The following is a 24,958-nucleotide window of genomic DNA, read 5'->3' on the forward strand; positions in this document are numbered from 1 at the left end:
CCGCACATCCCTTGGCTTTATGACTTCAAACTCGACTTTCGATTCAAATGAAGAGATGAAAATGTAAAATAAACTGTTTCAATAAAATCTCTGCGAAAGGAGGAATCCAGGGTCTGGACCTGGAACCCATACATATTGGATAAATAACCCGTCCGATGTGGATTGCCTCTGACGAATGTATTTTCCCCCGGGTATTCCACTGTTTGCTTTGTTTTCCGCCTTGTGATATACGTCACAGAACGGTCTCTGTCGAATTCGCTATAATTAAGTTATGGAAATGCCCAAAGAAAAGGAAGTAACCGAAGTCATCACGTGCCGGGCGGGCGCCATGGGATGCCCGATGGGCGTGATAGACGTCAAGGCGGTGGCCGAGAGGCTGCAAGCCGTTCTGGACGAACCCCGCTTCAAGCAGTGCCTTGCCGAACTGCTGGAAGGCCCGTTCAAATATCACAGCCAGTTCTGCGCCGCCGTGTCTGGCTGTCCGAATGCATGCATCCAGCCGCAGATTCGAGATTTCGGCGTCATCGGCCGCGCCCGGATAGGATTTGACGAGTCCAATTGTACCGGATGCGGGATGTGCGAGGAAGCTTGTAAGGAAGGTGCGCTCGTTTTGGTCGAGGGAAAACCGGAGATCGACTCGAGCCGCTGTATCGGCTGTTCCGACTGCGTCCGGGCCTGTCAATCCGATGCGCTTTCAGTGACCGGCCGGAAACACGAGGTGATCGCGGGCGGCAAGCTGGGGCGCCATCCGCGCCTGGCAGAGACTCTGGGCGAATTCGAGGCCGTCGAAGAGGTGGTTCAGCAATTTCGCCGCATGATCGAATTCCTCCTCTCCCACGCGCGAAAAGGCGAACGCCTCGGCGCACTGCTCGATCGGATGAAGTCCGAATCGACTTCCTGAGACCCTCGAGTTAGTCGCCGGCTGAACCAAAATGTTTCACAGCATCTGTTCCCGCCTTGGCAGATATTCCATATGAAAATGCGTATCGGAAAGGTTGCTGATTTCAAAACCCATCCGCCGGTATAGCTCGTGAGCCGGATTTATCCTGAAAACCTGCAGTCGAAGCGGAAGCCCGCTGTCGTCCGCCTCCCGAATGAGCTTCTTGATGAGACATTTCCCGATCCCCCGGCGCTGAAAGGCAGGCACAATGGCAACGTTAACGAGAAGGATATGGTCAGGATGTCGATCCACTCGAATTGAACCAACCGGGGCACCTTCCATTTCAATAATCTGAGTATTCTCCAGATTCAGCTTTTCAAAAAAACGCTCGCGCTGTTCCTCCTCGTGCCATCCCCACAATTCTTCCACATACGCCCGCATCACTTCACGGTGCAAGCGCCAGAGGAAATCGGTGTCTTGATCAGTTGCGGAAACAAGGTTGACTTTCATCAGAAGGCCTTATGCGAGATAGATCGGGTTGGAATAGATCCACGCCCTCGTCTTGCCGCGCGGGCGGGGCAGGTGCAATTCGACGCGATAGGGTCCCGGGGAGTCGGGCTTGAATGACGAAGAAGTCGAAAGCTCTTCCTTCACAATCCGGCCTGAATGGATGAAGCGGATATGCGCGCGCGCCGGAGATTTGACAACGAGTACCGGCGAATCCGCCAAAGAGCCGTCGTCGCCCATCTCGGTTATGCCGCTCTTGGGTTCGGCATAGAAGCGGAACCCGCGCGCATTCTCGAAGAGGCTGTTGCCGACGAAACAATGACCGTGCCGCAGTGCGTCATAAATCGCCTGTTTGGCTGCCTGAAAATCTTCAGGAAGTTCGCCGTTCAGCAGGATGTGCGTATTCACCGCGCGGCACGCGTACTCGTAATCGAATATCTTTCCGCGAATGAGGCCCAGCAGCGCCTTCACATTCATCCCGTGGTTGTCCGAGGTGCCTATCGCGACCACCTTGCGCGTCTGGAGCAATTCATCCCATTTGGCCATTGCATCCCTGAGAGGATCGAGATCCGCGGCTCCAATGTTGTAATAGTAATACAATCCCAGCGGGTAGTTGCGGGCATTGCCTTTCCAGATGGAAGAAAAATTCCAGATGCTGATGCCAGTGTAGCCGTTCACATCCCAGCGCAGCCAATTGAACGCGGCGCCGCCGTCGTGCAGCGGACTTCCAAGCTCGTACGGGTGTGCGATGAAGCCGAATCCGCCCTCGCGATTGACCGCATCGATCACGTTTTGAGGCTCAGCCGTATCATTCGGGATTTCATCCTTAATATTGTAAGCAAGGTAATGATTGTAGCGCTCGTTGATCTCGCAGCCCACGAGAACCGCCACACGATCGCGCCAGCCCTCCTTGCCTTCCTTCAGTCCCCGGAGCGTGAAGTGGTCGTTGATCCCGACGAAGTGAATCCCCGCGCGCCCCGCCGCGGCCGCGATCTCCTCTATCGTCGATGTGCCGTCCGAATAGGTCGAGTGGATGTGCAAGTTTCCAATATATTCTCTATCGAGCATGAGCGTTTCCCGTTTGTCCTATGTCAGTACCGTTGCCTTTGCCATCTTGACGTGCCACAGAAAGTCGGAAATACTCCGGACCGAATGAAGTCTTTTCAGAATGTATCCGGGACGCAGGTAGAACCGCTGGTATGCCGACTTCAGCGTCTCTTGCAGATACTCGCGCGTGACATCGCCGTGCTCGAACATGGGCACCGGCTCCGCCAGCTTCCCTTCGCTCAGCACATACTCTCTCCAGTAATCGAACGGAATCAAACCGTCTGCAAGCGCGCGATCATACATGTCCGTGCCGGGGTAGGGTACTACTATGGAGTAATAGGCGAAGTCCGGATTGAGCCGAAGCGAGAGCTTGATCGTATTTTGAATCGACTCGCGCGGCTCGCCCGGCGCGCCAATCATAAAGTAGCCGAGAATCCTGATACGGGCGTCGCGCGTCCAGGCAAACGCCTGCTCCACCTGCTCGATCGTGATGTTTTTCCGAAACTGTTCGAGTACCGCCGCCCCGGCCGATTCGACTCCGTACGAGATGCGCGAGCAACCCGCCCGCTTCATCAATTTCAGCAGATCGCTCTCCACGCAGTCGACGCGCGTGCGGCAGTCCCATCGGAATCGAAGGCCGCGCTCGAGAATCTTTTGACAGATGTCGGCCGCCCGCTTCTTCGAGGCGGTAAAGGTATCGTCATAGATCACGATCTCGCTGCAACCGAATTTGTTTACCAGTTCTTCCAACTCGTCAACAACACTTTCAGGATTTCGCGGCCGGTAATGCCCGCCCCGAATGTAGCGCTCGCAAAAAGAGCAGCGGAACGGACAGCCGCGCGCGGTCATTATCGACGAAGCCTTCCGACTCTCAGTCGTCATGTCGAAATAATGATCGTTCGGCAGGAGGTCGCGAGCGGGAAAAGGGATTCGGTCCACCGCCATCGGCTCGGGTTCACAACTTCGAATGACTCCCTCGCCATCACGGTAAAGAAGTCCATTTATTCCGGACGCCGGCCCGCCGCCGGAGAGCGCGTCGAGCAGCTTAACGAAGGAGACTTCGGCTTCACCCTCGATCGCATAATCAAAGGCCGGATTCTGCGCCGTCAGCTCCGGCATGATCGTCACCTGCGGCCCACCAACCACAACTATCGGGGGCGGACTCAGCCTCTTCAACTGCCGCGCGATGTGCGTGACAATCGGAAACAGCGGTGTCACGCACGTGATGCCGACAATGTCCGGCGCAAGAATTCGTATTTTGGCAAGAACCTCTTCCGGCCCGAGGCGAAGCGCATTCGCATCGATTATCTGAACCTCGTGAGAGGCGCGGCGCGCCATCGCGGCTAAGTACGCGAGCCCGAGCGGCGGCAAAACCCGTACCTGCTTCACGAATGTGCGCGCACCGAAGCCGACGCCGTTTTCCGTACCGGCGATCAGTTCGGGCGGATTGACAAGAACAACCTTCACGAGCCGCTCCCCCGCCGGGTGTATCCGTCCGGATGTATTGGAAGGACATACGGTCGTCCTGTTCTTTCATCTGCGCGAACGACCACGTCGGCCTCGTACACCTCGCGCACGATCTCGGGCGTGATCGCCGATTCCGGCCTCCCGTCGAATTTCAATCGGCCCTGCTTGAAAACAAGGATACGCTCGCAGTAGTGCGAGGCCAGGTTGAGATCGTGCGAGACGGCGACAATCGTCATTTTCCGCTCTCGATTGAGGCGCGTGAGAATATCGTAAATGTCGACCTGATGCTTGATGTCGAGGAACGCCGTCGGCTCGTCCAGCAGCAAAATGGCCGGCATCTGCGCGAGAGCGCGCGCGATAATAACGCTTTGCCGCTCGCCGCCGCTCAGTTGCGTGATCGGGCGGTCGCCCAGGTGAGCGATCCCGATCATCTCCATCGCTGCGTCGACGATGGCGAAATCTTCATCCTTCTCGAGAACCGAGCGCAGGTGCGGCGCGCGGCCCATGAGAACGACTTCTCTCACCGTAAACGGAAAGATAATGATGGATTCCTGCGGCACAACGGCCACTTTCCGGGCAAGCTCGCGGGCCGACAGCGAATGAATATCAGCGCCGTCGATACGTATCTGCCCGCTCAGCGGCTTCAGCACGCGCGTCAGCAGATTGAGGAAGGTCGTCTTGCCCGAGCCGTTTGGACCCACAAGGCCGACAAATTGGCCGCTCTCGATGCTCATATTCAGATGATCGAATAGCGGTTTTGCTTCATATCCGAAAACAACGTCTTTTGTCTCGATTACAGGCATTATTGATCGGCGGGAATTCAGCCGCGCGGATGGCACCGCAGATGAGTCTCCCGCAGCCTATCGGTGCTTACATGGGTGTATATTTGCGTGGTCGCAATATCGGCGTGGCCGAGCATCTCCTGGATCGACCGCAGGTTTGCTCCGCCGGCCAAAAGGTGCGTCGCAAACGAATGGCGCAGCGTGTGCGGAGTGATTTTCTTTCGGGGCGAGATTTGCTTGATATAGCCGCGGATCATTTTCCAGCACCCCTGCCGTGAAAACGAGCCCCCCAACCGCGTCAAAAAAACCGTTTCGCCCGTGGGATCGGGCGCAGTCGCAAGGTAAGACCTCAGTTTCCGGATGGCGACTTCGCCGATCGGAATCAGGCGTTCCTTTCCGCCTTTCCCGCGACATTTAATGAAGCCGATATCGAGGAACAGGTCCTCGCGGCGAAGACCGATCAACTCGGAAAGCCTTAACCCCGCAGAATACAACAATTCGAGCATCGCCGCATCCCGCACGCCGTGAGCGTCAGCCGGATTCGGCTGTGCAAGCAGGCGATCGACCTCCTCCACCGTCAGGGCCTCCGGCAGCTTCTTCCAGACCTTGAACCGATCAAGATTCGAGGTGCAGTCGGCCCGGAGAAAACCTTCGCGGCAAAGGAACCGGTGGAATTGCTTGATTGCCGCCAGGTGACGCTCCATTGAACGTGTCGAGAGCCCGCGGCTCCTCAGGCTGAACAGGTACTCGCGGATATTAAACGGCTGCACCTGCGCGATATCGAGAAACAGGGTTTCCTCCAAAAATTCGCGGTAGCGCGCCAGGTCATAGCCATAGGAGAGAACTGTGTTGCGCGAATATCCTTTCTCGATCGTGAGCCAGTCCAGGAAGCGCTGAATCCAGTCTTCCAACCCGCCATTTTCGCCCTGCATCTGCTCTCCCGATCAGGTACTCACATTTCTCTGCGCCCCTCGAGCGCGTGGGAAAGAGTCGAATTGTCGGCAAACTCAAGATCGCTGCCGACCGGAACCCCCTGCGCGATTCGGGTCACCCTTACATTCAGCGGCTTGAGCATCTCGCGAATGTACATCGCGGTGGCCTCGCCGCTGGTATTCGGATTTGTGGCCACGATGACTTCACTTACCGATTGCGGCGTTATTCGCATCAGCAATTCTTTCAGGCGTATCTGGTCGGGGCCGACCCCGTCAAGCGGCGAAATAGAACCGTGCAACACGTGAAACAACCCGCGAAATTTGCCGCCCCTTTCGATCGATGCCGCGTCGCTGGGCTTCTCGACGACGCAGATGATCGATCGATCGCGCCGTTCGTCCGAGCAGATGGCGCAGGGATCGCTTTCGGTGATATTGCAGCACACCGAGCACAGGCGCACCCTCTCTTTGGCGTCAATGATAGCTTGCGCCAAGCGCGTCGCCTCGTCCCGTCCAAGGTTAATAATGTAAAAAGCCAGGCGCTGGGCGCTTTTCGGCCCAATGCCCGGCAGGCGGCGGAACTCTTCAACGAGCCGCGCGATTGCACCGCCTTCGGTCTTCATGTATTACCGTTCTTCCCTTCAAATGCCTCCGCGAGCGCACGAAGTTGCGGCGTGAGTAACTGCCTTCGCGTCTCGCCGATTCGGTCAATGAAAAGCACCCCGTTCAGATGATCAATCTCGTGCTGGACAGCTCGGGCGAGCATGCCTTCCGCTTCCAGAATTCGGCTCTCGCCGTCGCGGTCGATAAAGGAAACCTGTACGCGCTCGGCCCGCTTTACATCGCCAAAGATCTCGGGCAAGCTCAGACAGCCCTCCTCAGTTTCGACCAGTCCTTCACGCTTCGTAATCTGAGGGTTTATCATGATGTAAACCGGCTGGTTATCTTCCCGTAAATCGATCACCAGCAGCCTCCTCGAGATGCCGGCTTGCGGCGCTGCAAGCCCAATCCCCCGGTTCTCATACATCAGGGTAAACATCTCTTCGGCCGTTTGTATCAACTCTCCGTCCACATTCTTGACAGGCTCCGCCTGTTTGCGAAGAATCGGGGCCGGATAAGTAGTCAACTGAAGTTTCGACATAATCTCTTCCCTCTAAAATCTTCTCAACTTATTCTAGCACATGCTTTTGAGCGATTGCAACAGAATTGACAGCCACTGATTTCCCATTGACCGGTCGGTTTTGCCAGTGCTACAATAATGGTAGCAACAAAAAAAGAAAATGGACACGGACAATGGATTGCTGCAGCCAAGGACAATAAGGATAATGTCAAGAAAAATTCTGCCGGTCTTGCTCCTTCTTATCTTCTCCGCCGGATGCGCTCTTTTTGACACAGCAGACGAAGAACGCGAACTTCTTCCCGTACGAAATGTAAAAGCGGTTCCGTTTCCCGTCCGCCCGCTGGAATTCAAGAAAACCGACATCAGACAGGACAAGGATCTGCTGATTATCTCAGGTTCCGTCGAAAATGTCTCCTACTCGCCGGTTGCCGGTGTCGTCGTTCGTGCGGTCGTCTTTCTCGCGACGGATCAAACGACCGAGGCCGTACATGTGCCGGCCGTTCCATCTGTTCTGCAGCCGGGCGAGAGTGCCGAATTCTTCACTACCGCCCTCGTCGACCAGCCCGTGAGCCAGGTCGAGCTGCATCTGCAGTGGGAATCGTATTATCCGCCGGGACTCTGAACCGTCCGCAGTTCCCCTTGAAGTGTGTCAACCTTTATTCGCAAACATGTCCCGGAACCTAAGCGGAAGGAAGGATTAAGTAAGGATTATGGATGAAAGAAGCCATTTGATGTCGATCATTGCCCAGTCGCGCGCGTTCTGGGAAGCGCGGATACTGCTTACCGCGGCCGAATTGGATGTTTTCGAGCCGGTGCTCAAGACCGAGAAGACGGCTGAAGCCGTCGCGCAGGAACTGAATGCCGACGCACGTGGAACCGAGATGCTGCTTGATGCGGTCGCCTCACTCGGGCTCCTGGACAAGAAGAAGGGGAAATTTCGCGTGCGGCCGGGCTATGAAAAGTTCCTCGCCAAATCTTCACCCGAAACCATTTTGCCGCTGCTCATGCACATGGCGCATCTGTGGGATCGCTGGGGTAGGCTGACTGATATAGTCTGTAAAGGGGCAGAGGACGTCATGGGAGCTCCCGGCGAGCGAGACGAGGAGAGCCTGAATGCATTTATCGGCGCTATGCACGCGCTCGGGCGCCGAATGGCCGACGAAGTCGTCTCCCGGCTCGACCTGAAAGGGCGAAAAAAACTGATCGACGTCGGCGGCGGCTCCGGCGTTTATACCATCGCGCTGCTCAAAGCCGCACCGCAGATGCGGGCAACCGTTTTCGATTATCCAGCCGTCATCAAAATAGCAGAAAAGAAGCTGGCTGAGGAAAAGCTATCGGACCGCGTCGAACTGGTGCGCGGCAATTTCTACAAGGATGCGCTGCCGAGCGGCCACGACCTCGCGCTGCTGTCGGCTATCATCCACCAAAACAGCCGAAAACAAAATGTCGACCTCTATAGGAAGGTATACGACGCGCTCGTGCCCGGCGGCATGATCGTCATCCGCGACTACGTCATGAACGAAGAACACACACAGCCGCCGGACGGCGCCTTTTTCGCCATCAATATGCTCGTCAATACCGAAGGCGGCGGCACCTATTCATTCAGCGAGATCAGCGAAGACCTCCACAATGCCGGATTCCGTGAAGCGAAACTGCTCCATCACGCCGAGATGGACAGCCTCGTTACCGCCCAAAAAACTCAGTGAGTATTCGAGCGCCTGATAGCATTACGGTGGGCCGACTTTTGGAAGAGTGAGAATTCAAAATCTAAAATCGGTACTCATGGTCCCAGATACAGCGGCAGCCTGACTTCATACGATAACGGCAATTTGCTCCGAAGCTCCTCGAAGTCCAGCGCAAATAACGGGCTGATTTCAATCGCACCGAGAACGTTTCCCTGTTTATCACGTGGAACGGGCGCGCCGGCATCATTCAGCCATTTCGCATAAAGCCGTACCATCAGATCGCGCGCTGTCTGCGGGCTATCCTCGCCCTCCGCATTTTTCACCGGCGCAAACTCCTCGTTTCGATCGACCTCCATCACTACCGTTTTTTCAGCCAAACTGAGCGCGTCAAAGACGAACATCTCGAATTTCAGCCCGTTTTTCTTGCGCGGTTTGACCAGCTTGCCCTCGGACGAAAGGTGGGGAATCGCCTTCTCGGCAATGTGGAAGGGCAGCGTGTTTTCTTTTAGGTTTAACCGCTCGACGAAATCGACGTTCAGCACGTGAATCGCAATGCTGCCCGCCGAAAACCGGAGCGACCCGTCAGGATTTTTCGCATATCGCTGTTCATCCGACAGATCACTGTACTCGATCACCGTCGTCTTGCCGTTTACCTGGCAGATCACGCCGACTTTCTCCTCGGCGTCGCGCTTGGCGGTAACCTTCGCGGACATCTCCGCCCCCGCTTCGATGTGGTAACCGAGGAAAACCGGATCGGCCAGATTGATAAGCACATTGTCCACCTGAAAATAAAAGATATACTTTATGCCGCGCCTTTTCATGTCGTCGAGCGCGCCTGATCGCTGCAAGGCGAAAATCGAGCCGCCATGCCCGTTCGGGCTGGTGAAGATGTGATCCTTCGCATCCAGGACGAGCTTCCCCTCGAAATCAAGTGCCGGCATCATTCCCTGGCAAAAGTAAAAGATATTGGCAGGATCGAGACCGAAGTTGCGGTTTTTCTCGAAAAACTCGCGTGTGGGCCGGTCATTACTCTCACTCGTCATGATGTAGAAAGGGATGGAGCGGCCATGGCGTTTCGACAACGCAAGGATTTTCTCGGCATGCGTCTGGAATATCGGTTTTCGTTTTACCGGCGTGATCTCCATGGCCCCTTTCGGCACGTCCACACCCAGCCGGGTCGCCTGCCCGCCCGCCACCACGAAAGCCGCCACTTCCCCGGCTTGCAACGCCTTCTCGCCGATCCGCCGCGCTCCCAGGTGCAATACCGACTCCTCCTCGCTCTTCGGCAACCCGATTACCGCCGCCGGCGTGATCTCCTGCAAGGACGGAGCAGGCGCCTTTTCGCGCCGGCTTCGGTACAAATCGCTCAGATAAGCAATATCGATGAGAGAGATCTGTTGCAGCAGGCTTTGTTTGCCTGCGTCATCAAGCGTATGCCACCACTGGAAAACATGGCCATGGCCTGCATTGATTACAGCCTGTATCAAGCGCTGCATCTGCGGGTCGGAGTGTCGCACCTCCGCCGGCGCGCCTGCTTTACCAGACGTCTTTCCGGATGAGCTTTTGCTCGAGTACATCGCCCTTTTCGGCGAGAATCCTGACCGATTTCTCGATCGCCGCTGCGTCAATATTCTCCTCCAAAAGAGTATTCGTTAAGGCAAAAAATTCCTTGTCGTCAATTTTTACGATTCCGATTGCCCCATAGGAAAAAGCAGGATTCAGTTTGAGAGCCCATTGATAATGCTCGGATTTGGCCGGAGCTATAACCGTGAATATCTGAACTATCGGTGAGCCGTCCTCGTCGGTTGCACCAAATTTGAGACGCACCTTTTGGAATCTGCCGCCGGAAACAGGAACCCGAAGCAGGTATCCCGATCGCATTTTTCGCTGCGTTATCGATGCATTTCGGTCAATTATGGCTTGAACGACCTCTTCCGGCGTGAGAGAAATCCGGGCGGCGGGTCCGCAGCGAGATGAAAGTTCCCCTTGCTCCTGTTCTCCGGCTGCCTCGCTTACGGATAATTCGGGTTCTGTCTCAATCCCGCTGTCTGCTTTCGCCGCTGGAGAGAATTTTTCAGAACCGCTCAAAGGCTCTTCGCCCGAGATCCTTCGCAGCGCGGTCAGTGCAGCCTCACGAACCCAGGTGTCGCTTTCATCAACCAGCGGCTCGAGCAAACGGCGGGCTTCTTCGCCACCGATCCTGCCCAATGCCTCCGCCGCCGAACTTCTCACTTTGTAGTTGCCGGTCTTCAGCAGTTCGCCCAATGACGCGAGCGCTCGCCGGCTTCGCAGTTTCCCGAGCGCTTCGGCCGCGTATTCTTTCACCCAATCATCTTTGTCGCCAAGCGCTTCCATAAGCGCCTCTTCCGCTTTGTCCCCGCCAATCTGACCGAGGGCGCGAGCGGCTGTGCTGCGCGAGTAATAATCGCCTGTCTTCAGTTGTTCAATAAGTGCGTCCGGGCGGGCCATGTTCTGCTCCTGTACAAGCGTGATTGTTAACCGAAGTATAGCAGCCGCTTCTGAGGGCGGCAATAGAAACCTGCAGCGCTGCAAGTTGAACGCTCACAGGCGGAAAAGCTTAAAACTCGAGGGGCTGGCATGCTCAATTCCTCAGGCGGGAACCGGCCTGTTGCGCCGGTACATCTCCTTCCCCCGGCTAAACTGCGCCCACAGCCCCAGCGCAAATAACATTAGCCACACCAGAAATGACAAATAAAACCAGATTCCTCCCTTCCCCGGAATCTCTCCGCTAAGAAAATTGTAGAAGAGCGCGCGGTACATCGAGATGCCGCCGCCAGAAAAAATAGAAAACAACGCAAATACCGACGCGAGCGCCCCCTGCGCCGATGTCGCCAAAATAATAATTATCCTCTGGAGCCACAGCGACAGAAACCCCCCGACAAGGCCGACGATAATTACCAGAAGCATCGGAACGGTATCATTCGTCATTCCCACTATAAAAGCCGTAAGAAACGCAAACGCGAAACCACCGATAATGAAAATGAAAGCGTAGTAGCCCATGACGCTTGCCCACGCCCCAATAAGCCCCAAAACGACGGCAATGATGAAAGCGGCTATCTCGCTTCCCAATAGGAGCCCCAGCTCATACCCCGCCGTCGCACCGACAATCAAGCCGACAGCAGCCACGAATACAATAAAGAGGCGGTATCCGAAAAAGCACGTAAACAGCCCGAACAGGAAGGCCGTGATCAACCAGACAAGCTCGATGAACTGGATATCCAATGGCGAATTCTCCTTGTGCCTTTGCCGCTCCTTCAGGGTCGAAAGGGTTTCTCTTTTATATCACATGAGGCGCTTCTCTTACAACAGAAAGGCGCAACAATGTTCCCCCTCCCGACAGCCGGCCTCTCTTGACAAGCCCGAGTTTCGCCAAGTATTATGCACAAGGGAGGGAAAATCATGTCAATGTTTGAATGGATGACCAGAGAAGGGTTTGACAAACTGAAGGCCGAACTGGACCACTTGAAAAACGTGAAGCGGCCGGAAATCGCGCGCACCCTTGAGAAAGCCCGCGCGCATGGCGATTTTCGAGAAAATGCCGAATTCGATAGTGCCAAACATCAGCAGATGCTGCTCGAGGCGCGGATAGCCCAGCTTGAGGAAAAACTTTCAAGGGGACGCATTCATGAACCCGGTCCGGGCGACGGAACAGCTCGCCTCGGCGCTCGAGTCAGGCTCCGGGACCTCAAGCGTGACGATATATTTGAATATTCGCTCGTGAGTGCCGAAGAGGCCGATGCCGGGACCGGAAAAATCTCCGTGCAATCCCCCGTGGGACGCGCTCTCCTGGGCCTGAAAACGGGCGATATAGCAGAAATTCACGTCCCGGCGGGAACGCTCCGATACGAGGTGCTGAATATCAAATTTTAGCAGAAGACTCTTCCAAAAGCCTTGCCCGATATTTCATCCAGAAACCGCAAATTTGCGCGCGCAAAACCTTTGGGGCCGGCGCCGCCTCTTCTCATGCATTTCCTTGACTGGCCTGCGGATTTTTGATATCATTTTTACGGCGTATTGAGTAAGAGCCTTCCGTCGTCAATGAAACCCTGATGTGGCACTTCTTGAGCCCAAGGGGGCTTATTGTTTCTGTGACTGGGGAATATGATCTGTTTCGATGAAGCCCTGAAAATCGTGCTCGATTCCGTCCAGCCGACCGAGCGGATCGAGCTTCCCTTACTGAACGCGCTCGGACTTGTGGCGGCTGAAGAAGTCGAGTCGGCCGAGCGGATTCCGCCTTTCGACAATTCCGCAATGGATGGCTACGCTGTCCGCGCGCAAGACACAGCGGGCGCCTCGAAAGACCGGCCCGCCGAGCTTAAAGTCATCCTGAATTTGCCCGCGGGAAAGCATACCGACCGGACAGTCGGACCGGGCGAAGCCATTCGCATTATGACTGGCGCTCCTATCCCCGCAGGCGCAGATACCGTGGTTCAGGTAGAACTGACCGAGCGCCTTTCCGACGGCGCCGTCAAGATTCTGCAGGAACATGAAAAAAACAAGAATATCCGGATGGCCGGCGAAGATATTTTCATTGGACAAAAAGTCTTAACGGCGGGTGAGGAAATTACTCCCGCAAAATTGGGGCTTCTGGCTTCGATCGGCCGCGCAAACCTGCGCGTTTACCGCAGGCCGCGCGTGGCGATTCTGGCCACCGGCGACGAACTCGTAAACCCGGGCGAGCCGCTCGCCCCAGGTAAAATCCGCAACAGTAATTCATACACCATGATCGCACAGACTCGCATATGTGGCGCCGAACCGGCTTATCTCGGTATCGCGAGAGACACGAAGGAGGACGTGCGGGATCATATCCAGGATGGCATGTCGGCGGATGTGATTCTCACCTCCGGCGGCGTTTCCGTCGGCGATTACGATTATGTGAAGGATGCATTCCAGGAACTTGGCGTTGAATTCCGTTTCACCAAAGTTGCAATCAAGCCCGGAATGCCCACCGTTTTCGGCCTGTGGCGCGGCAAACTGGTTTTCGGGCTCCCGGGCAATCCGGTTTCTTCAATGGTTATCTTCGAGGAATTTGTCCGGCCCGCCCTGCTGAAGATGATGGGTAAATGCAAGCTTCGCAGGCCGCTGATCGAAGCCGTTCTCGAAGGAGACGTAAAGAAGAACCCCGAGCGGATGCACCTGGTCCGTGGAATAGTTCGCAGGGAAGCGGACGGATATCGTGTTTCGACGACCGGACCACAGGGTTCCGGCATCCTTCTTTCAATGGACCACGCCAACGGGATCATGATGCTTCCAAAGGGAATCCAACTGAAAAAAGGCGATCGCGTGAAGGTTCAGCTTATAACTTTGCCGGAGGTCGATTGAGGTGGTCCCTGTAGTATCCATCGTCGGCAAGAGCGACAGTGGCAAGACCACTCTGATCGAAAAAATCATCCCGATCCTCAAGCGGCGGGGATATCGGGTCGGGACGGTAAAACACGACGTCCACGGGTTCGAAATGGACCGCGAAGGGAAGGATACCTACCGGCACTTCCACTCCGGCGCCGACGCGGTGCTGATATCTTCGCCGACCAAGCTGGCGCTTATCCGGCGGGCAGAGCGGGAAATTCCGCTGGACGAACTTGTGAAGCGCTACTATTCGGACCTGGATATCGTGATAACCGAAGGATTCAAACGGGTCAACATGCCGAAAATCGAAGTTTTCCGTTCGGTAATTCACGACCAGCCGCTGTGTACATCGGCAGATAACAGGATTGCCATAGCCAGTGACACACCGCTCGAAGTCGATTGTCCGTGGTTTGACATCGATGATGCCGAGGCGATTGCAGATTTTATAGAACAGCACCTTTTAAAGCGTGGCAGCGGGGTTAGCTCATAAGTGCCTGAGCCAAACAATGAGAGGAGATGCAGTCGGCGTTCGCTGACTCCATTCGATTTGTTCAGGACGACCGGCCTTTGCGCCCTGATCCCGCTGCAGACAGCTTGTGCCATTACAGGAGAGGAACCATGCACAAAATAGTGAAAACAGAATCACTTGCCCCTTCCATGTTCCTCATGGAAGTCGAGGCGCCCAAAATCGCCGCAAAGCGAAAGCCCGGCCAGTTTATCATGCTCAGGATAGACGAGACCGGCGAGCGGGTGCCCTTTACCATCTCGGATGGCAACACCGAGACCGGCACGATCACCATCGTTTACCAGGTGGTCGGCAAGACAACCGCCCAGATGGCGGCGCTCAAACCGGGCGATAGCATTCTTGACGTGGTCGGCCCGCTTGGAAAACCCACGCACATGGAGAAAGTCGGGACGGTATGCTGTATCGGCGGCGGGACCGGCATCGCGATCGCGTATCCAATAGCAAAGGGTCTGCGTGAAGCCGGAAATAAAGTGCTCTCAATCCTCGGGGCGCGCACCAAGGAATTATTGTTTTACGAGGATCAGGTGCGCTCTATCAGCAATGAGCTGCTGGTTTGCACCGATGACGGCAGCTACGGCCAAAAAGGGCTCGTTACCGAAATGCTCAAGCAACTGATCGACCGCGGCGAGCAACTCAAACTGGTCGTCGCCATCGGCCCGGTTCCCATGATGAAGTTCGTGGCGAAGATGACCAAAGAATACAACATCCCCACTATTGTCAGTTTGAATCCGATCATGATAGACGGCTCCGGCATGTGCGGCGGCTGCCGCGTCAGTGTCGGCGGCGCCACAAAATTCGTTTGCGTGGACGGGCCGGAGTTCGACGCTCATCAAGTGGATTTCGAGCTGCTCACGAAGCGCCTCGCCTCATACCGAGAAGAAGAAGCCAAGTCCTATGATCTCTATAAACACAATTGCAAACTAGGCAGGGGTTGACAGTCATGGATGCGAAAGAAAGAATGAAGATTCCGCGGCACAAGATGCCCGAACAGAAACCCGAGGAGCGCCGGAAAAACTTCAATGAAGTCCCCTTCGGATATCCCGAAGACATCGCTATGGAAGAAGCCCAGCGCTGTCTCCAGTGCAAAAAACCGTCGTGCATGAAGGGCTGTCCCGTCGAGGTGAATATCCCGGCATTCATCAAATTGGTCGCCGAAGGACATCATTGGGAGGCCATCAAGAAGATCAAGGAGACCAACAGCCTGCCCGCCGTCTGCGGAAGGGTCTGTCCGCAGGAGAGCCAGTGCGAGAGCATGTGCATCGTCGGCAAAAAGGGCGAGCCGGTGGCCGTCGGCCGGCTGGAACGTTTCGCGGCCGATTTCGAGCGCAAAGCGGGAAAAGCGGCCAAACCAGACCTCGCGCCGCCCTCCGGCAAAAAAGTCGCTGTCGTCGGATCAGGGCCCGCCGGCCTAACCGTAGCCGGCGATCTCGCCCGCATGGGCCACAAGGTGATCATTTTCGAGGCGCTCCATAAGGCCGGCGGCGTGCTCGTCTATGGCATTCCGGAATTCAGGCTGCCCAAGGAAATAGTCCAGGCGGAAGTCGATTCCCTCGTGGATCTCGGAATCGAGCTGCAACTCAACGAGGTCATCGGAAAGGCTGATACCCTCGACGAACTCCTTCAGAACGGGTTCGATGCCATTTTCGTCGGAACGGGCGCCGGCGCTCCCATTTTCATGAATATCCCGGGCGAGAACCTCATCGGCGTCTATTCCGCCAATGAATACCTGACGCGCTCAAACCTGATGAAGGCGTACCTGTTCCCGCAATACGACACACCGATTATCAAATCCAACGTCGTCGCCGTGATCGGAGGCGGCAACGTCGCAATGGATTCCGCTCGCACCGCGCTGCGCCTGGGCGCAAAGGAAGTCAACATCATCTATCGCAGGTCCAAAGACGAAATGCCGGCGCGCGCCGAAGAAGTGCATCACGCGGAAGAGGAAGGGATCATTTTCAATCTGCTCACTAATCCTATTCGCTACATAGGCGACGAAAAAGGCAAGGTTATTGCGGTTGAATGTCAGAAAATGGAACTGGGCGAGCCCGATCAATCGGGACGGCGGCGCCCGGTTCCCATTGTCGGGTCCGAATACATCAAGGAAGTCGACACCGTTATCGTCGCTATCGGGAACGGCCCCAATCCCCTGATCCCGAATACTACTCCCGACCTCCAACTCAACCGGAAGGGCAACATTGTCGCCAGCCTAGATACCTGTAAAACCAGCAAGCGCGGCGTCTTTGCGGGCGGCGACATCGTGCGTGGGGCCGCGACCGTAATTCTTGCAATGGGTGATGGAAAAGTTGCGGCTCGCTCCATCGACGCGTATCTGAAGGATCCGGCCTGGTGGGATCGTCCCGCCCCGGAACCGCAGCCCGAAAAGAAAAAAGAATAACGGGGCGGGCTTATGGAATCGGCGGTTATCCTTGCCGGAGGCAAAAGCACCCGCATCGGACAAAACAAGGCGCTGCTCGACTTCGGTGGAGAATCGCTGATCGGCCGGATTTACCGCATTCTCAAGTCCGCCTTTAACGATGTCTTCGTCTCTGCAAACGACAAGGACATCTACAAATTCCTCGGCGCCCCCGTCATCCCGGATGCGTTTCCTGGCGGGGGCTCCTTGGCCGGCATCCATGCCGGCCTCCTCGCGTGCGCGTCTGCCCACTGCTTCTTCGTTGCGTGCGATATGCCTTTCATCAATATCGAACTTATCCGCCGCCTGCACGGTCTGATCGACGGCTATGACGTGATCATTCCGGTCAGCACCGTTGGATATGAACCGCTTCATGCGTTCTATTCCCGGCAATGCCTCCCCCACATTCAACAACAGCTCGAACAGCGGAATTTGAAGGTTATCGATTTCTTCTCCCAGGTTAGAATTCGAGAAGTCAAACGAACAGAGCTTCAGGGATGCGACCCCAGCGAGCTGTCTTACTTCAACATCAACACAAAGGATAAATACGAGCTGGCGTTGCGCCGTTTGAAAACTATGTAAATCCCCTGGGTTCCCTTGCAGAAATTCATCGTTTCAAGTAGAGTATTTGCTGATGAGAAGAAAAGAAGCTCCTTTCGAAAACACCACGGGTCCAGATGCCGGAAAGACTTCTCGCGATGCGCGCCGGACCGAGCGAACCATAAATTACCTCCGGATCTCGGTGACCGACCTCTGTAATTACCGCTGTATCTACTGCATGCCCTCCGGCAGAGTCCGAAGACTTCCTCATTCGGAGATTTTGTCGTTCGAGGAGATCGCCACCGTCGTCCGGGCGGCTGTCCCTTTGGGCATTAACAAACTCAGATTGACCGGCGGCGAACCCCTTGTCCGAAAAGGTGTCCCCAAGCTCGTCGAAATGCTGGCGCGCGTGCCGGGAATCGAGGAAATCTACCTGACCACAAACGGCTCTCTGCTCGAAAAGCTCGCGCTGCCGCTCAAAAGAAGCGGCTTGACCCGCATCAACATCAGCCTGGATTCTCTCAGGCCGGATCGCTATCGTGAGATAACAAGAGGAGGTGACCTCGAAAAACTGTGGCGAGGAATAGCCGCAGCCGAGAAAGCCGGCTTCAGCCCGATCAAGTTGAACGTGGTCATGATCAAGGGAATAAACGATGACGAGATCGAAGAAATAGCCGCACTGACCTTCGACCGCTCGTATGAGATACGGTTTATCGAATACATGCCGCTCGGTCCCTGCGATGTATCCGCACAATTCGTTCATGTACCGGCCGAGGAGATAAAGAGAAGACTGGCGAAACTGGGCGCTCTCATGCCCCTGCCCAAATGGAATTCGAGCGGGCCCGCCGAACGGTTTCAATTACAGGGAGCCCGCGGAACCCTCGGGTTCATTTCCGCGATGAGCCATAATTTCTGTGCTACGTGCAACCGAATCAGGTTAACTGCAGATGGCCGCTTGCTCTCCTGCCTCTTTTCGGGACAAACGGTCGAGGTGAAATCGCTTCTCCGTTCCTCGGCGCCCCCCTCCCGCCTGAAAGAAGCAATCCAGTTGGCGATCTCGTTGAAGCCGGCGGCGCGTGCGTCCACCTGCCGGAACTTCATGAATACCATAGGCGGCTGATAGTGGCGAAAAAAGACGATATCCGGAAGTTGAAACAAGCCGCCCGAAAAGAAAAACTGCTCTGGAGAAAATCGCTCTCGCCGGAAGAGGCGCGCGAGAAATCCCGATGCATTGCAGCCGCCCTCCGGATACTGCCTGAATACGCGGCGGCGAAATCGGTCCTCTTCTATGTGTCGGCCAAAGCAAATGAAGTCGATACGCATGCCCTTATCCAAGAGGCGCTGGAAAAGGGCGTCCGCGTGCTGGTGCCGGCGACCGACTTCGACAACCACGTTCTGAAGATCGCCGAAATTCTCGCGATGCAAGAACTGGTTCCCGGCCGCTTCGGCCTCCTCGAACCCGCCCCCGACCAGTTGCGTATTCGCACGGCCGAGGATGCAGATGTGATCATCGTGCCCGGCGTGGCTTTCGACAGGAAATGCCGCCGCGTCGGCTTCGGGGGAGGCTATTACGACCGCCTCCTCTCCGGCAGGCGCAGTCCTGCGGTGGCCCTGGCCTACGAAGGCCAGCTCATGGAGCGGGCGCCCGTGGACGCTCACGACGTGCCCGTCGATCTTCTGGTCACCGAGCGAGCCGTCTACCGCGCCGAGAAAAGCCGCGGCTGAATTCCCGCCTTCCCCACCCTCGCATCCTCGCATTGACAAGTTTTGACGCACTGTGTTATACTTTCTCTTGTCGGAGAGTATTCTTTCCCCTCTTACACCTTTTTCATGGAGAAACAATAATGACGAGGACGATAAAGCGTTACGCCAATCGCAAGCTTTACGATACGCAGGCCAGCCGCTACGTGGGATTGCACGATATCCTCAAGCTCATCCGATCGGATGAGGACCTGGAGGTCGTCGACAGCCGCACCGGCGAGGATCTCACCAGCGTCATCCTGGCGCAGGCAATGGCGGAAGAAGAAAAATCCAAGGGAAACGTCCTCTCACAGGATACCCTCAAAGAACTCATCAAGCGGGGCAACGAATCGCTGAACCAGTTCATGAAGAAATCGCGGTTCGCTCGCAAAGGCGCTCTGCAAATGGCTGAAGAAAGCGCCTCCAAATACTACAAGAAACTGCTGGAGTACGGCGAGGTCGACGAAGAGGAGGCCAAAAAGTATCTGCGACAGTTATCGGACGCCGTGACCAGGCGCCGCCGCTCGATGGAGCGAGAAATCAACGAGCGCGTCAGTGATTTCGTTAAGGCAATGAAGCTGCCGACCCGCGCCGATCTTGACAGGATTTCCCGCAAAATCGATGCTATTGCTGACAAGCTTGACGCCCGAATTTCAGAAAGACCGGAGAAGAAATCGAAGAAATAGGAGGAACCCATGCCTGCGAAAGCCACCGGAAAAAGAGGGAAGACGACAAGGAAGAAACAATCCGCCGCAAAGGAGGAGAAGTGGACGTGGATGGATGTTCTCCGCACGCCGATCCTTGCCTCGGTGGGCGCGTTCTCTATCGCGGAGGAAGGAATTGAAAAATTCGTTCGCGAGATAATCGAGCGAGGCGAGGCCAGCGAAAAAGAAGGCAAGAAAATTGTCGACGATTTCCGGAAACGCGCTCAAAGAAACCGGCGGGACCTGGAGAAGGGGATCGACGACCGCATCGAGAAAACCCTCAGAAGTTTCCGACTCCCCACAAAAGCGGATATCCAGGCACTGGAAAAGAAACTGGATCAGCTCGAGAAAAAAGTTAATAGAGTCTCCGGGAAAGCGGCCAAGAAATAAACCGGGACTTCAGAAAAGCGGATCGCCATGATCCGCTTTTTTTATGCTCGGGAATGCATCTGGAAAGAAAGGAATCCGGGAGCAATAGCCTGCCGGGTCTTGCGGGATGCGGCCTATTTCCTGAACACGATGTTGAGCGAGTCGCCGTCAAATTTGGCCTCGGCGATCTCGGCCTGCGCCAGACTCCGCGGCAACAAGATGTTCCGCCGGTAATTGCTGACTTCAACAATCAATTCGTCGCCTGCTACAAAGACATTCAGGTCCCTTCTGCCCGTGCCCGGAAGGTGAATCGACATGACGTATCGCGAGTTGACCTGCTTGGTGCTGATCGGGGGATGCGTGTAAAAAACCGTGGCCGGATCGATATCTCCGAAAATGTTCTCAGCCATCGCGTGCAACAGTTTCAGGCCGACCATTTCCCGGTCGAATAGCTTCCCGGAAAACATCGGGAGCGGGTCGAAGATATCCTTTGCCTCAAGCAGATATTTCGCCTGAATCGTCCTCCATCGCGCGAAGTAAGGATCATCAATCTCTTCCGGATAAATTCTGTTGGCGATGACCGCATCAACCGTGAATCCGAAAAGATTCAGATAGCTGTACGCCCGCTGCGATTCCTTTATCACCATCTTCTCGGGATTGAAGACCAGCCTTACCGACGACTTCTGCGGGTCCGCCAGAATATCCTTCATTCCCTCGAGTTTGTGAAATAACTCTTCGACTGAATCATACACGTCATCAGTCGGCAGTGGAACTTTTGCGATGCGCTCGGCGATCGGTCGAACCGTCCTCACGATGCGGCGCTCGATGTCGAAGAACTTGTCCATGTACCAGCGGATCACGTCGGGCACGCTCAACATGCGGACGGTATTCGCCGTCGGGGCGCAATCGATAATGGCAAGATCGTACGACCCTTTTTCGGCGTATTCCTTCAGCTTCAGAAGGCTGAATAGCTCTTCCATCCCCGGGAAAACGGCGAATTCCTCGGCCATCAAATCCTCGAACCCGCGGCTCCTCAGGAATTTGGTGACGTATTTCTGGATGCGGCCCCAATTCTTCTTCAACTCTTCATTGACATTTATTTCTTCCGCCGTAAGATTGTCTTTTATTTTCTTCGGCTTCGCTCCGAGCTTGATGTCGAGGGAATCCGCAAGGCTGTGGGCGGGATCGGTGCTCATAACAATCGTGTTGTAGCCAAGCTCCGCGCACCGCACAGCCGTGGCCGCCGAAATTGTCGTCTTGCCGACGCCGCCTTTTCCCGTGTACAAAATGATTCTCATTCCAACTCCCATGCTGCAAAGTCAATTCTTGAAAAATGCGATTTCCACTCGATTATTATAACATGTTCCACCAGAGCTTCAAAGTCGTGAGGAAAGCGAAGGATCCGCATTCCCGGACAAATCTCTCTATCCCCGAAGTTTTTTCTGCCAGACCCTGGATTCCTGCTTTCGCAGGAATGACGGGTTACTCTGACTTGTCGATACCGTTCTGTCATTGGCGCCAACTCCATTATAGGACGGTCTCCTAAGGAGGATTTCAGCAAAAGAGCCTCAACGCGCCGACTCTTCCATCCGCCTATAAACAATCAGCGGCTTCATCGCATCTGCCGTCAGATGCCGGTGCAGGTCCGGGTCGGGACGGCTCGCGCCCAAAGGAGTATCCCTTACTTCCAGCAGGTTCGCCCGGTACATATCCGCATGCGAAGCAGGAAGAGTAAGGAATGAGGCCGGGCCATAATCGATAACGCCCACGGCATTATCGCTCAAGACCCAGTTGGCCTCCCACACCTTCTCATAGCTCCTTGGATAACGAGCGTCAATCACCTTCATCCCGGTATAAAAAATGAAGGGATAGCCCGGATCGGTCAACGCCAGCGATTCGGACTCGTACGCATTGTCCTGTAGAAAGCCGACGACATCCTCAAATGCATCCTCGTAATCGCTCGTAATGCCTGCCACAAATTCTGCGAGCGGCAAGGAAATCCGGCGGTCGCCGCGGATCGGATACAGCGAGATAATTCCAGGAATATTGGTTGCGGCAAGAAGAAAAACGAGAAAATACCTTGCTGCCCGAGCCGGCACGTATCGCCGGAGCATCCGCGCCTCCAGCAGAAAGAGCGCCGGCATTACCGTTATCAGATATCGGAAATAGACGAATGGGAAAACGCTCAGAACGGCAAAATGGCCGCCGATCACAAAAAGGAGCAGACCGGTCTTATCACCCGGAAGCCATCGCTTCACCGGAACACGCCTCGCAATAAGCGAGATCGGCGGCAGGAGCAGCAGTATGACTGGAAAAATGTGAAAGTTCATCCGCTGTATGTAATAGAGAAGCGTGTCCGCCACTCCGCCGAACTCGACGGAACCACGCTTGCCGAGCAATCCGGAATACAGAACCCACGGCGCTATTAACGCGCCTGCAAGCGCAAAAAACGGGAAAACCTCCCGCAGTGTCTCCCTTCGATTTTTCATTTGTACAAGAGAATGCAAACCGACGCCCGCAGCTCCACCCACAAAGCTAATGAAACTACTGTAGAACAAGAAGGCGAGGGCAACCGCCACGTGAAGTCCATACTTTTTTTCCCGCATGAAGACAAGCCGGTTATAGCCGATGATCAGCCAAATGGTGCCGAGCGCAAGCATCGAAAAATAGCGGCATTGGCGCGCATGCAAGAGGAATGGAACTGAAAAGGCAAGCAGAAGCGTGGCGACGAACGCCGTCTCCTCATCGTCGTAAAGATCGCGCGCCGCTTTTCGCATCAAAATCACAGCAAGCAGTCCGATCGCCGCAAACGGGAATCGTGCCGCGAACGTGGTTTGACCGAACACGCCCAGCGAGAGCGCCGCAACATAATAGGAAAGCCATGTGTTCCAGGTCCAGACGCCGGCATCGTTGGCTTCCCAGGGTTCCGGATATTGCGTCAGAACGTTCTTGCCATCGTCCACCAGGGGTATCCCGAATTCCAGGATGTTGCGCCCGAGGAGCGCCGTCTCCGCCTCATCGCCCCATAACAGCCGATCCGATAGATTGTAGAGCAGCAAGAAAGCCGCAGCCGCATAGAGAATCCCATACAAGAGAATAAGGCCGCATTTCCTGCTAAAGAAAAGGCGGGGCTCCTTCTTCTCGTCTTTATCTTGTCTGGGTATTATTACCTGAGAGCCGGTCATTTTTCTTCAAAAAAAACAGCAAACGGAACCGTCTACATCTTTGCCTTCAGCGGGACAGCCGTCATCACTACAGGTGAAAATTGGAGGAAAAGATGGCCGTCATCCATTAACTGCTGAATTCGTGCATTGTCCATCGCGTTGTCCAGCCCGAGAGCGCGATAAATCAGTTTTTCCCCGTTTATGTCCATCTCAAACAGGTTGCCCGTCGCCACAAGTTCCATATCATCCGCGGCATGTGGAAGTTTGTGTCTCAAATCGGGAATTACGGAGTTGCTGCAGATATAAAAAACTGCCTTCTTTTCATTTACCATGTACGAAGGCATGTTCACCAAATACAGTTTTTTGCCTTTACGTGGCTGAATCGATCCCGCCAGATACACTCCTTCGACTGTGCTCACGATGTTTCGCTCGATAGTCGATGCCACAGCCCAATAGGCGCGCCTCTCCAAATTGCCGGTGATACCCGCCGCCGCAACTAACAGAGATATGCCCACGTAGAGTATGTGCCGCATATTCCCCAGAAAAAGGCGCCTGTTCAAGTTGGCAAAGGCGTTTTCAAACGGATATGCGGCTGCGGCGGCCGCATCCCTTAGAAGCAATGAAAGGAAGCAGGAGAAGAATGCAAGCGGAAGACAGAAATAACGCTCATTCGGTCCGCCGGCCGCAAGCGAAATGGCAAGCACCGATCCGAGCGAGCTGAACAGAAACAGAAAACCTGCAGCCGTCCTTCGATAAAAAATGTAAATCAGAAATACCAGGCCCAGCGCCAGAACGAGCAAGCTGGCTTGCGTGGTCGATAAGTGCATCCCGGAGGCGATCCGGTTAAAATCGAACAGCCGAATTATGGTCTCGAACGTCAGGTGCGGGATCCGCGGAAACAATTGCGCAAACGAGAACGGAGAAAGTTGTGCGCCCACTATGCTCTTCAGCATCATCAGCAAAGCCGGAAGCAGGATCAGTAACATCGTGCGACCGAGGAATCCTTTTACCACTTGCCTTCTCCGGTCCGCCGCTGAGGATTTGAACTGCGGAAAACTGTGGAAAAGAAAATCATACAGGAACAGAACCCCGGACGTGACTATCCCCTGCTCCATGCACAGGACCGACGCAATATATGCTGCGAGGCAGAAAACCAGAAAAGCCGCCCTCTTTCTCTCCAGGTACAGGCTGTACAGAAAGAGCGAAGCTAGAGAGAAAAAAGTCATTGCGATCGTGGAAGTACACGTCTTCCAGTAGATAACTTCCGAATGAGGAACGGCCGTTGCATAGATCAGCGCGGCAAGAAAGCCTCCTGCCAGTCCCCCCGCAATTTTCCGGAACAGAATCATCACGAGGATCGAAGAGCACACGAAGAAAAAGAAACTGACAGCCGTAAAATACGCCGGCTCGAACACGTCGAAGTATGCGGGAAGCGTTATGAAAAACAGGCCAAGAGGATAATAATGATAAAAACAGGAAGGCTTCCACAGAATGCTTGCCTTTTCCGCGCGCACATATTCAATGAAAGCGAAATCGTCGCCGACAAAATAGAACGTGAAGCTCTCCCCGTACTCGTACAAGATTACGCAGGCAAGCAGAAAACTGAAGAAAACAAATGCCGGAAGTAATCGCCTGTTCATAGAATGAGGCAGATTCGCGACGGGTCAAGGAAGGTTCTTTTTATGCTCAAAATTTCTTCGCCCCGCTCAGGATGAAAA

26 protein-coding genes are annotated in these 24,958 nt (G+C 55.0%); 13 read left to right on the plus strand and 13 right to left on the minus strand.

Going from position 1 to position 24,958, the window contains the following annotated elements; translation table 11 throughout:
- Positions 1–271 precede the first annotated feature (271 nt).
- Positions 272–901, plus strand: coding sequence for a hypothetical protein (locus C4520_01565; GenBank protein ID RJP25866.1), 630 nt, complete (start codon positions 272–274; stop codon positions 899–901).
- A gap of 36 nt (positions 902–937) precedes the next feature.
- On the opposite strand, the gene C4520_01570 is transcribed toward C4520_01565, so the two are convergent.
- The 7 genes from C4520_01570 to def are packed head-to-tail and all read right to left on the minus strand — an operon-like array spanning position 938 to position 6,753.
- Positions 938–1,390: an N-acetyltransferase gene (locus tag C4520_01570; GenBank protein RJP25867.1), complete on the minus strand. Its 453-nt coding sequence runs from the start codon at positions 1,388–1,390 to the stop codon at positions 938–940.
- Between the two features lie 9 nt (positions 1,391–1,399).
- On the minus strand, positions 1,400–2,455 hold the full coding sequence (locus C4520_01575) for a PHP domain-containing protein (protein ID RJP25868.1): 1,056 nt from the start codon (positions 2,453–2,455) through the stop codon (positions 1,400–1,402).
- An 18-nt stretch (positions 2,456–2,473) separates the two neighbouring features.
- Entirely contained in the window at positions 2,474–3,901 is a 1,428-nt protein-coding gene (locus C4520_01580; GenBank protein ID RJP25869.1) for a radical SAM protein, read from the minus strand.
- Positions 3,898–4,740 (minus strand): ABC transporter ATP-binding protein, encoded by an 843-nt coding sequence (locus C4520_01585; protein RJP25870.1) that lies wholly within the window; start codon positions 4,738–4,740, stop codon positions 3,898–3,900. Before C4520_01585 ends, C4520_01580 begins: the two co-directional genes overlap by 4 nt.
- A complete protein-coding gene (gene xerD / locus C4520_01590) occupies positions 4,722–5,615 on the minus strand; it encodes a site-specific tyrosine recombinase XerD (GenBank protein RJP25871.1) in 894 nt (297 codons plus the stop codon). Before xerD ends, C4520_01585 begins: the two co-directional genes overlap by 19 nt.
- 20 nt (positions 5,616–5,635) lie before the next feature.
- Entirely contained in the window at positions 5,636–6,235 is a 600-nt protein-coding gene (recR, locus tag C4520_01595) for a recombination protein RecR (GenBank protein RJP25872.1), read from the minus strand.
- A complete protein-coding gene (gene def / locus C4520_01600; protein ID RJP25873.1) occupies positions 6,232–6,753 on the minus strand; it encodes a peptide deformylase in 522 nt (173 codons plus the stop codon). The genes recR and def overlap by 4 nt, the downstream gene beginning before the upstream one ends.
- Positions 6,754–6,937: 184 nt before the next feature.
- Here def and C4520_01605 point away from each other — a divergent pair, with 184 nt between their 5' ends.
- Positions 6,938–7,354 carry a hypothetical protein gene (locus C4520_01605; protein ID RJP25874.1) on the plus strand — a complete coding sequence of 139 codons (417 nt, stop codon included), beginning with the start codon at positions 6,938–6,940 and terminating at the stop codon, positions 7,352–7,354.
- Between the two features lie 88 nt (positions 7,355–7,442).
- Entirely contained in the window at positions 7,443–8,438 is a 996-nt protein-coding gene (locus C4520_01610) for a methyltransferase domain-containing protein (protein RJP25875.1), read from the plus strand.
- A 74-nt stretch (positions 8,439–8,512) separates the two neighbouring features.
- On the opposite strand, the gene C4520_01615 is transcribed toward C4520_01610, so the two are convergent.
- From C4520_01615 to C4520_01625, 3 genes are all read right to left on the minus strand, one after another.
- Complete coding sequence (locus C4520_01615; GenBank protein RJP25876.1) at positions 8,513–9,994, minus strand: UDPGP type 1 family protein; 1,482 nt, start codon at positions 9,992–9,994, stop codon at positions 8,513–8,515.
- Positions 9,954–10,886: a hypothetical protein gene (locus C4520_01620; GenBank protein RJP25877.1), complete on the minus strand. Its 933-nt coding sequence runs from the start codon at positions 10,884–10,886 to the stop codon at positions 9,954–9,956. Before C4520_01620 ends, C4520_01615 begins: the two co-directional genes overlap by 41 nt.
- A 141-nt stretch (positions 10,887–11,027) precedes the next feature.
- Positions 11,028–11,696 carry a TMEM198/TM7SF3 family protein gene (locus C4520_01625; GenBank protein ID RJP25878.1) on the minus strand — a complete coding sequence of 223 codons (669 nt, stop codon included), beginning with the start codon at positions 11,694–11,696 and terminating at the stop codon, positions 11,028–11,030.
- A 141-nt stretch (positions 11,697–11,837) separates the two neighbouring features.
- Here C4520_01625 and greA point away from each other — a divergent pair, with 141 nt between their 5' ends.
- The 10 genes from greA (at position 11,838) to C4520_01675 (ending at position 20,097) form a co-directional block, all read left to right on the plus strand.
- Positions 11,838–12,308, plus strand: coding sequence for a transcription elongation factor GreA (gene greA, locus C4520_01630; protein ID RJP25879.1), 471 nt, complete (start codon positions 11,838–11,840; stop codon positions 12,306–12,308).
- 231 nt (positions 12,309–12,539) lie between these two features.
- Complete coding sequence (locus tag C4520_01635) at positions 12,540–13,760, plus strand: molybdopterin molybdenumtransferase MoeA (GenBank protein RJP25880.1); 1,221 nt, start codon at positions 12,540–12,542, stop codon at positions 13,758–13,760.
- A gap of 1 nt (position 13,761) precedes the next feature.
- Positions 13,762–14,274, plus strand: coding sequence for a molybdopterin-guanine dinucleotide biosynthesis protein B (gene mobB / locus C4520_01640; protein ID RJP25881.1), 513 nt, complete (start codon positions 13,762–13,764; stop codon positions 14,272–14,274).
- Positions 14,275–14,402: 128 nt separating this feature from the next.
- Positions 14,403–15,245: a sulfide/dihydroorotate dehydrogenase-like FAD/NAD-binding protein gene (locus C4520_01645; protein RJP25882.1), complete on the plus strand. Its 843-nt coding sequence runs from the start codon at positions 14,403–14,405 to the stop codon at positions 15,243–15,245.
- 5 nt (positions 15,246–15,250) lie between these two features.
- Complete coding sequence (gene gltA, locus C4520_01650) at positions 15,251–16,705, plus strand: NADPH-dependent glutamate synthase (protein RJP25883.1); 1,455 nt, start codon at positions 15,251–15,253, stop codon at positions 16,703–16,705.
- 12 nt (positions 16,706–16,717) lie between these two features.
- Positions 16,718–17,305, plus strand: a complete 588-nt coding sequence (locus tag C4520_01655; GenBank protein RJP25884.1) for a molybdenum cofactor guanylyltransferase — start codon at positions 16,718–16,720, stop codon at positions 17,303–17,305.
- A 52-nt stretch (positions 17,306–17,357) separates the two neighbouring features.
- Positions 17,358–18,383 (plus strand): GTP 3',8-cyclase MoaA, encoded by a 1,026-nt coding sequence (gene moaA / locus C4520_01660; protein RJP25885.1) that lies wholly within the window; start codon positions 17,358–17,360, stop codon positions 18,381–18,383.
- Positions 18,185–18,988: a 5-formyltetrahydrofolate cyclo-ligase gene (locus tag C4520_01665; protein ID RJP25886.1), complete on the plus strand. Its 804-nt coding sequence runs from the start codon at positions 18,185–18,187 to the stop codon at positions 18,986–18,988. The genes moaA and C4520_01665 overlap by 199 nt, the downstream gene beginning before the upstream one ends.
- A gap of 119 nt (positions 18,989–19,107) precedes the next feature.
- Positions 19,108–19,689, plus strand: a complete 582-nt coding sequence (locus C4520_01670; GenBank protein RJP25887.1) for a hypothetical protein — start codon at positions 19,108–19,110, stop codon at positions 19,687–19,689.
- A gap of 9 nt (positions 19,690–19,698) precedes the next feature.
- Positions 19,699–20,097 carry a hypothetical protein gene (locus tag C4520_01675; GenBank protein RJP25888.1) on the plus strand — a complete coding sequence of 133 codons (399 nt, stop codon included), beginning with the start codon at positions 19,699–19,701 and terminating at the stop codon, positions 20,095–20,097.
- A 113-nt stretch (positions 20,098–20,210) separates the two neighbouring features.
- On the opposite strand, the gene C4520_01680 is transcribed toward C4520_01675, so the two are convergent.
- The 3 genes from C4520_01680 to C4520_01690 all read right to left on the minus strand — a co-directional run bounded on the left by C4520_01680 (position 20,211) and on the right by C4520_01690 (position 24,880).
- Positions 20,211–21,386, minus strand: a complete 1,176-nt coding sequence (locus tag C4520_01680; protein ID RJP25889.1) for an ArsA family ATPase — start codon at positions 21,384–21,386, stop codon at positions 20,211–20,213.
- A gap of 258 nt (positions 21,387–21,644) precedes the next feature.
- Positions 21,645–23,261: a hypothetical protein gene (locus C4520_01685; protein ID RJP25890.1), complete on the minus strand. Its 1,617-nt coding sequence runs from the start codon at positions 23,259–23,261 to the stop codon at positions 21,645–21,647.
- Between the two features lie 32 nt (positions 23,262–23,293).
- Positions 23,294–24,880: a hypothetical protein gene (locus tag C4520_01690; GenBank protein RJP25891.1), complete on the minus strand. Its 1,587-nt coding sequence runs from the start codon at positions 24,878–24,880 to the stop codon at positions 23,294–23,296.
- Positions 24,881–24,958: the final 78 nt, after the last annotated feature.

The organism is Candidatus Abyssobacteria bacterium SURF_5, assembly GCA_003598085.1.
In the GTDB taxonomy this organism is placed as follows: domain Bacteria; phylum Abyssobacteria; class SURF-5; order SURF-5; family SURF-5; genus SURF-5.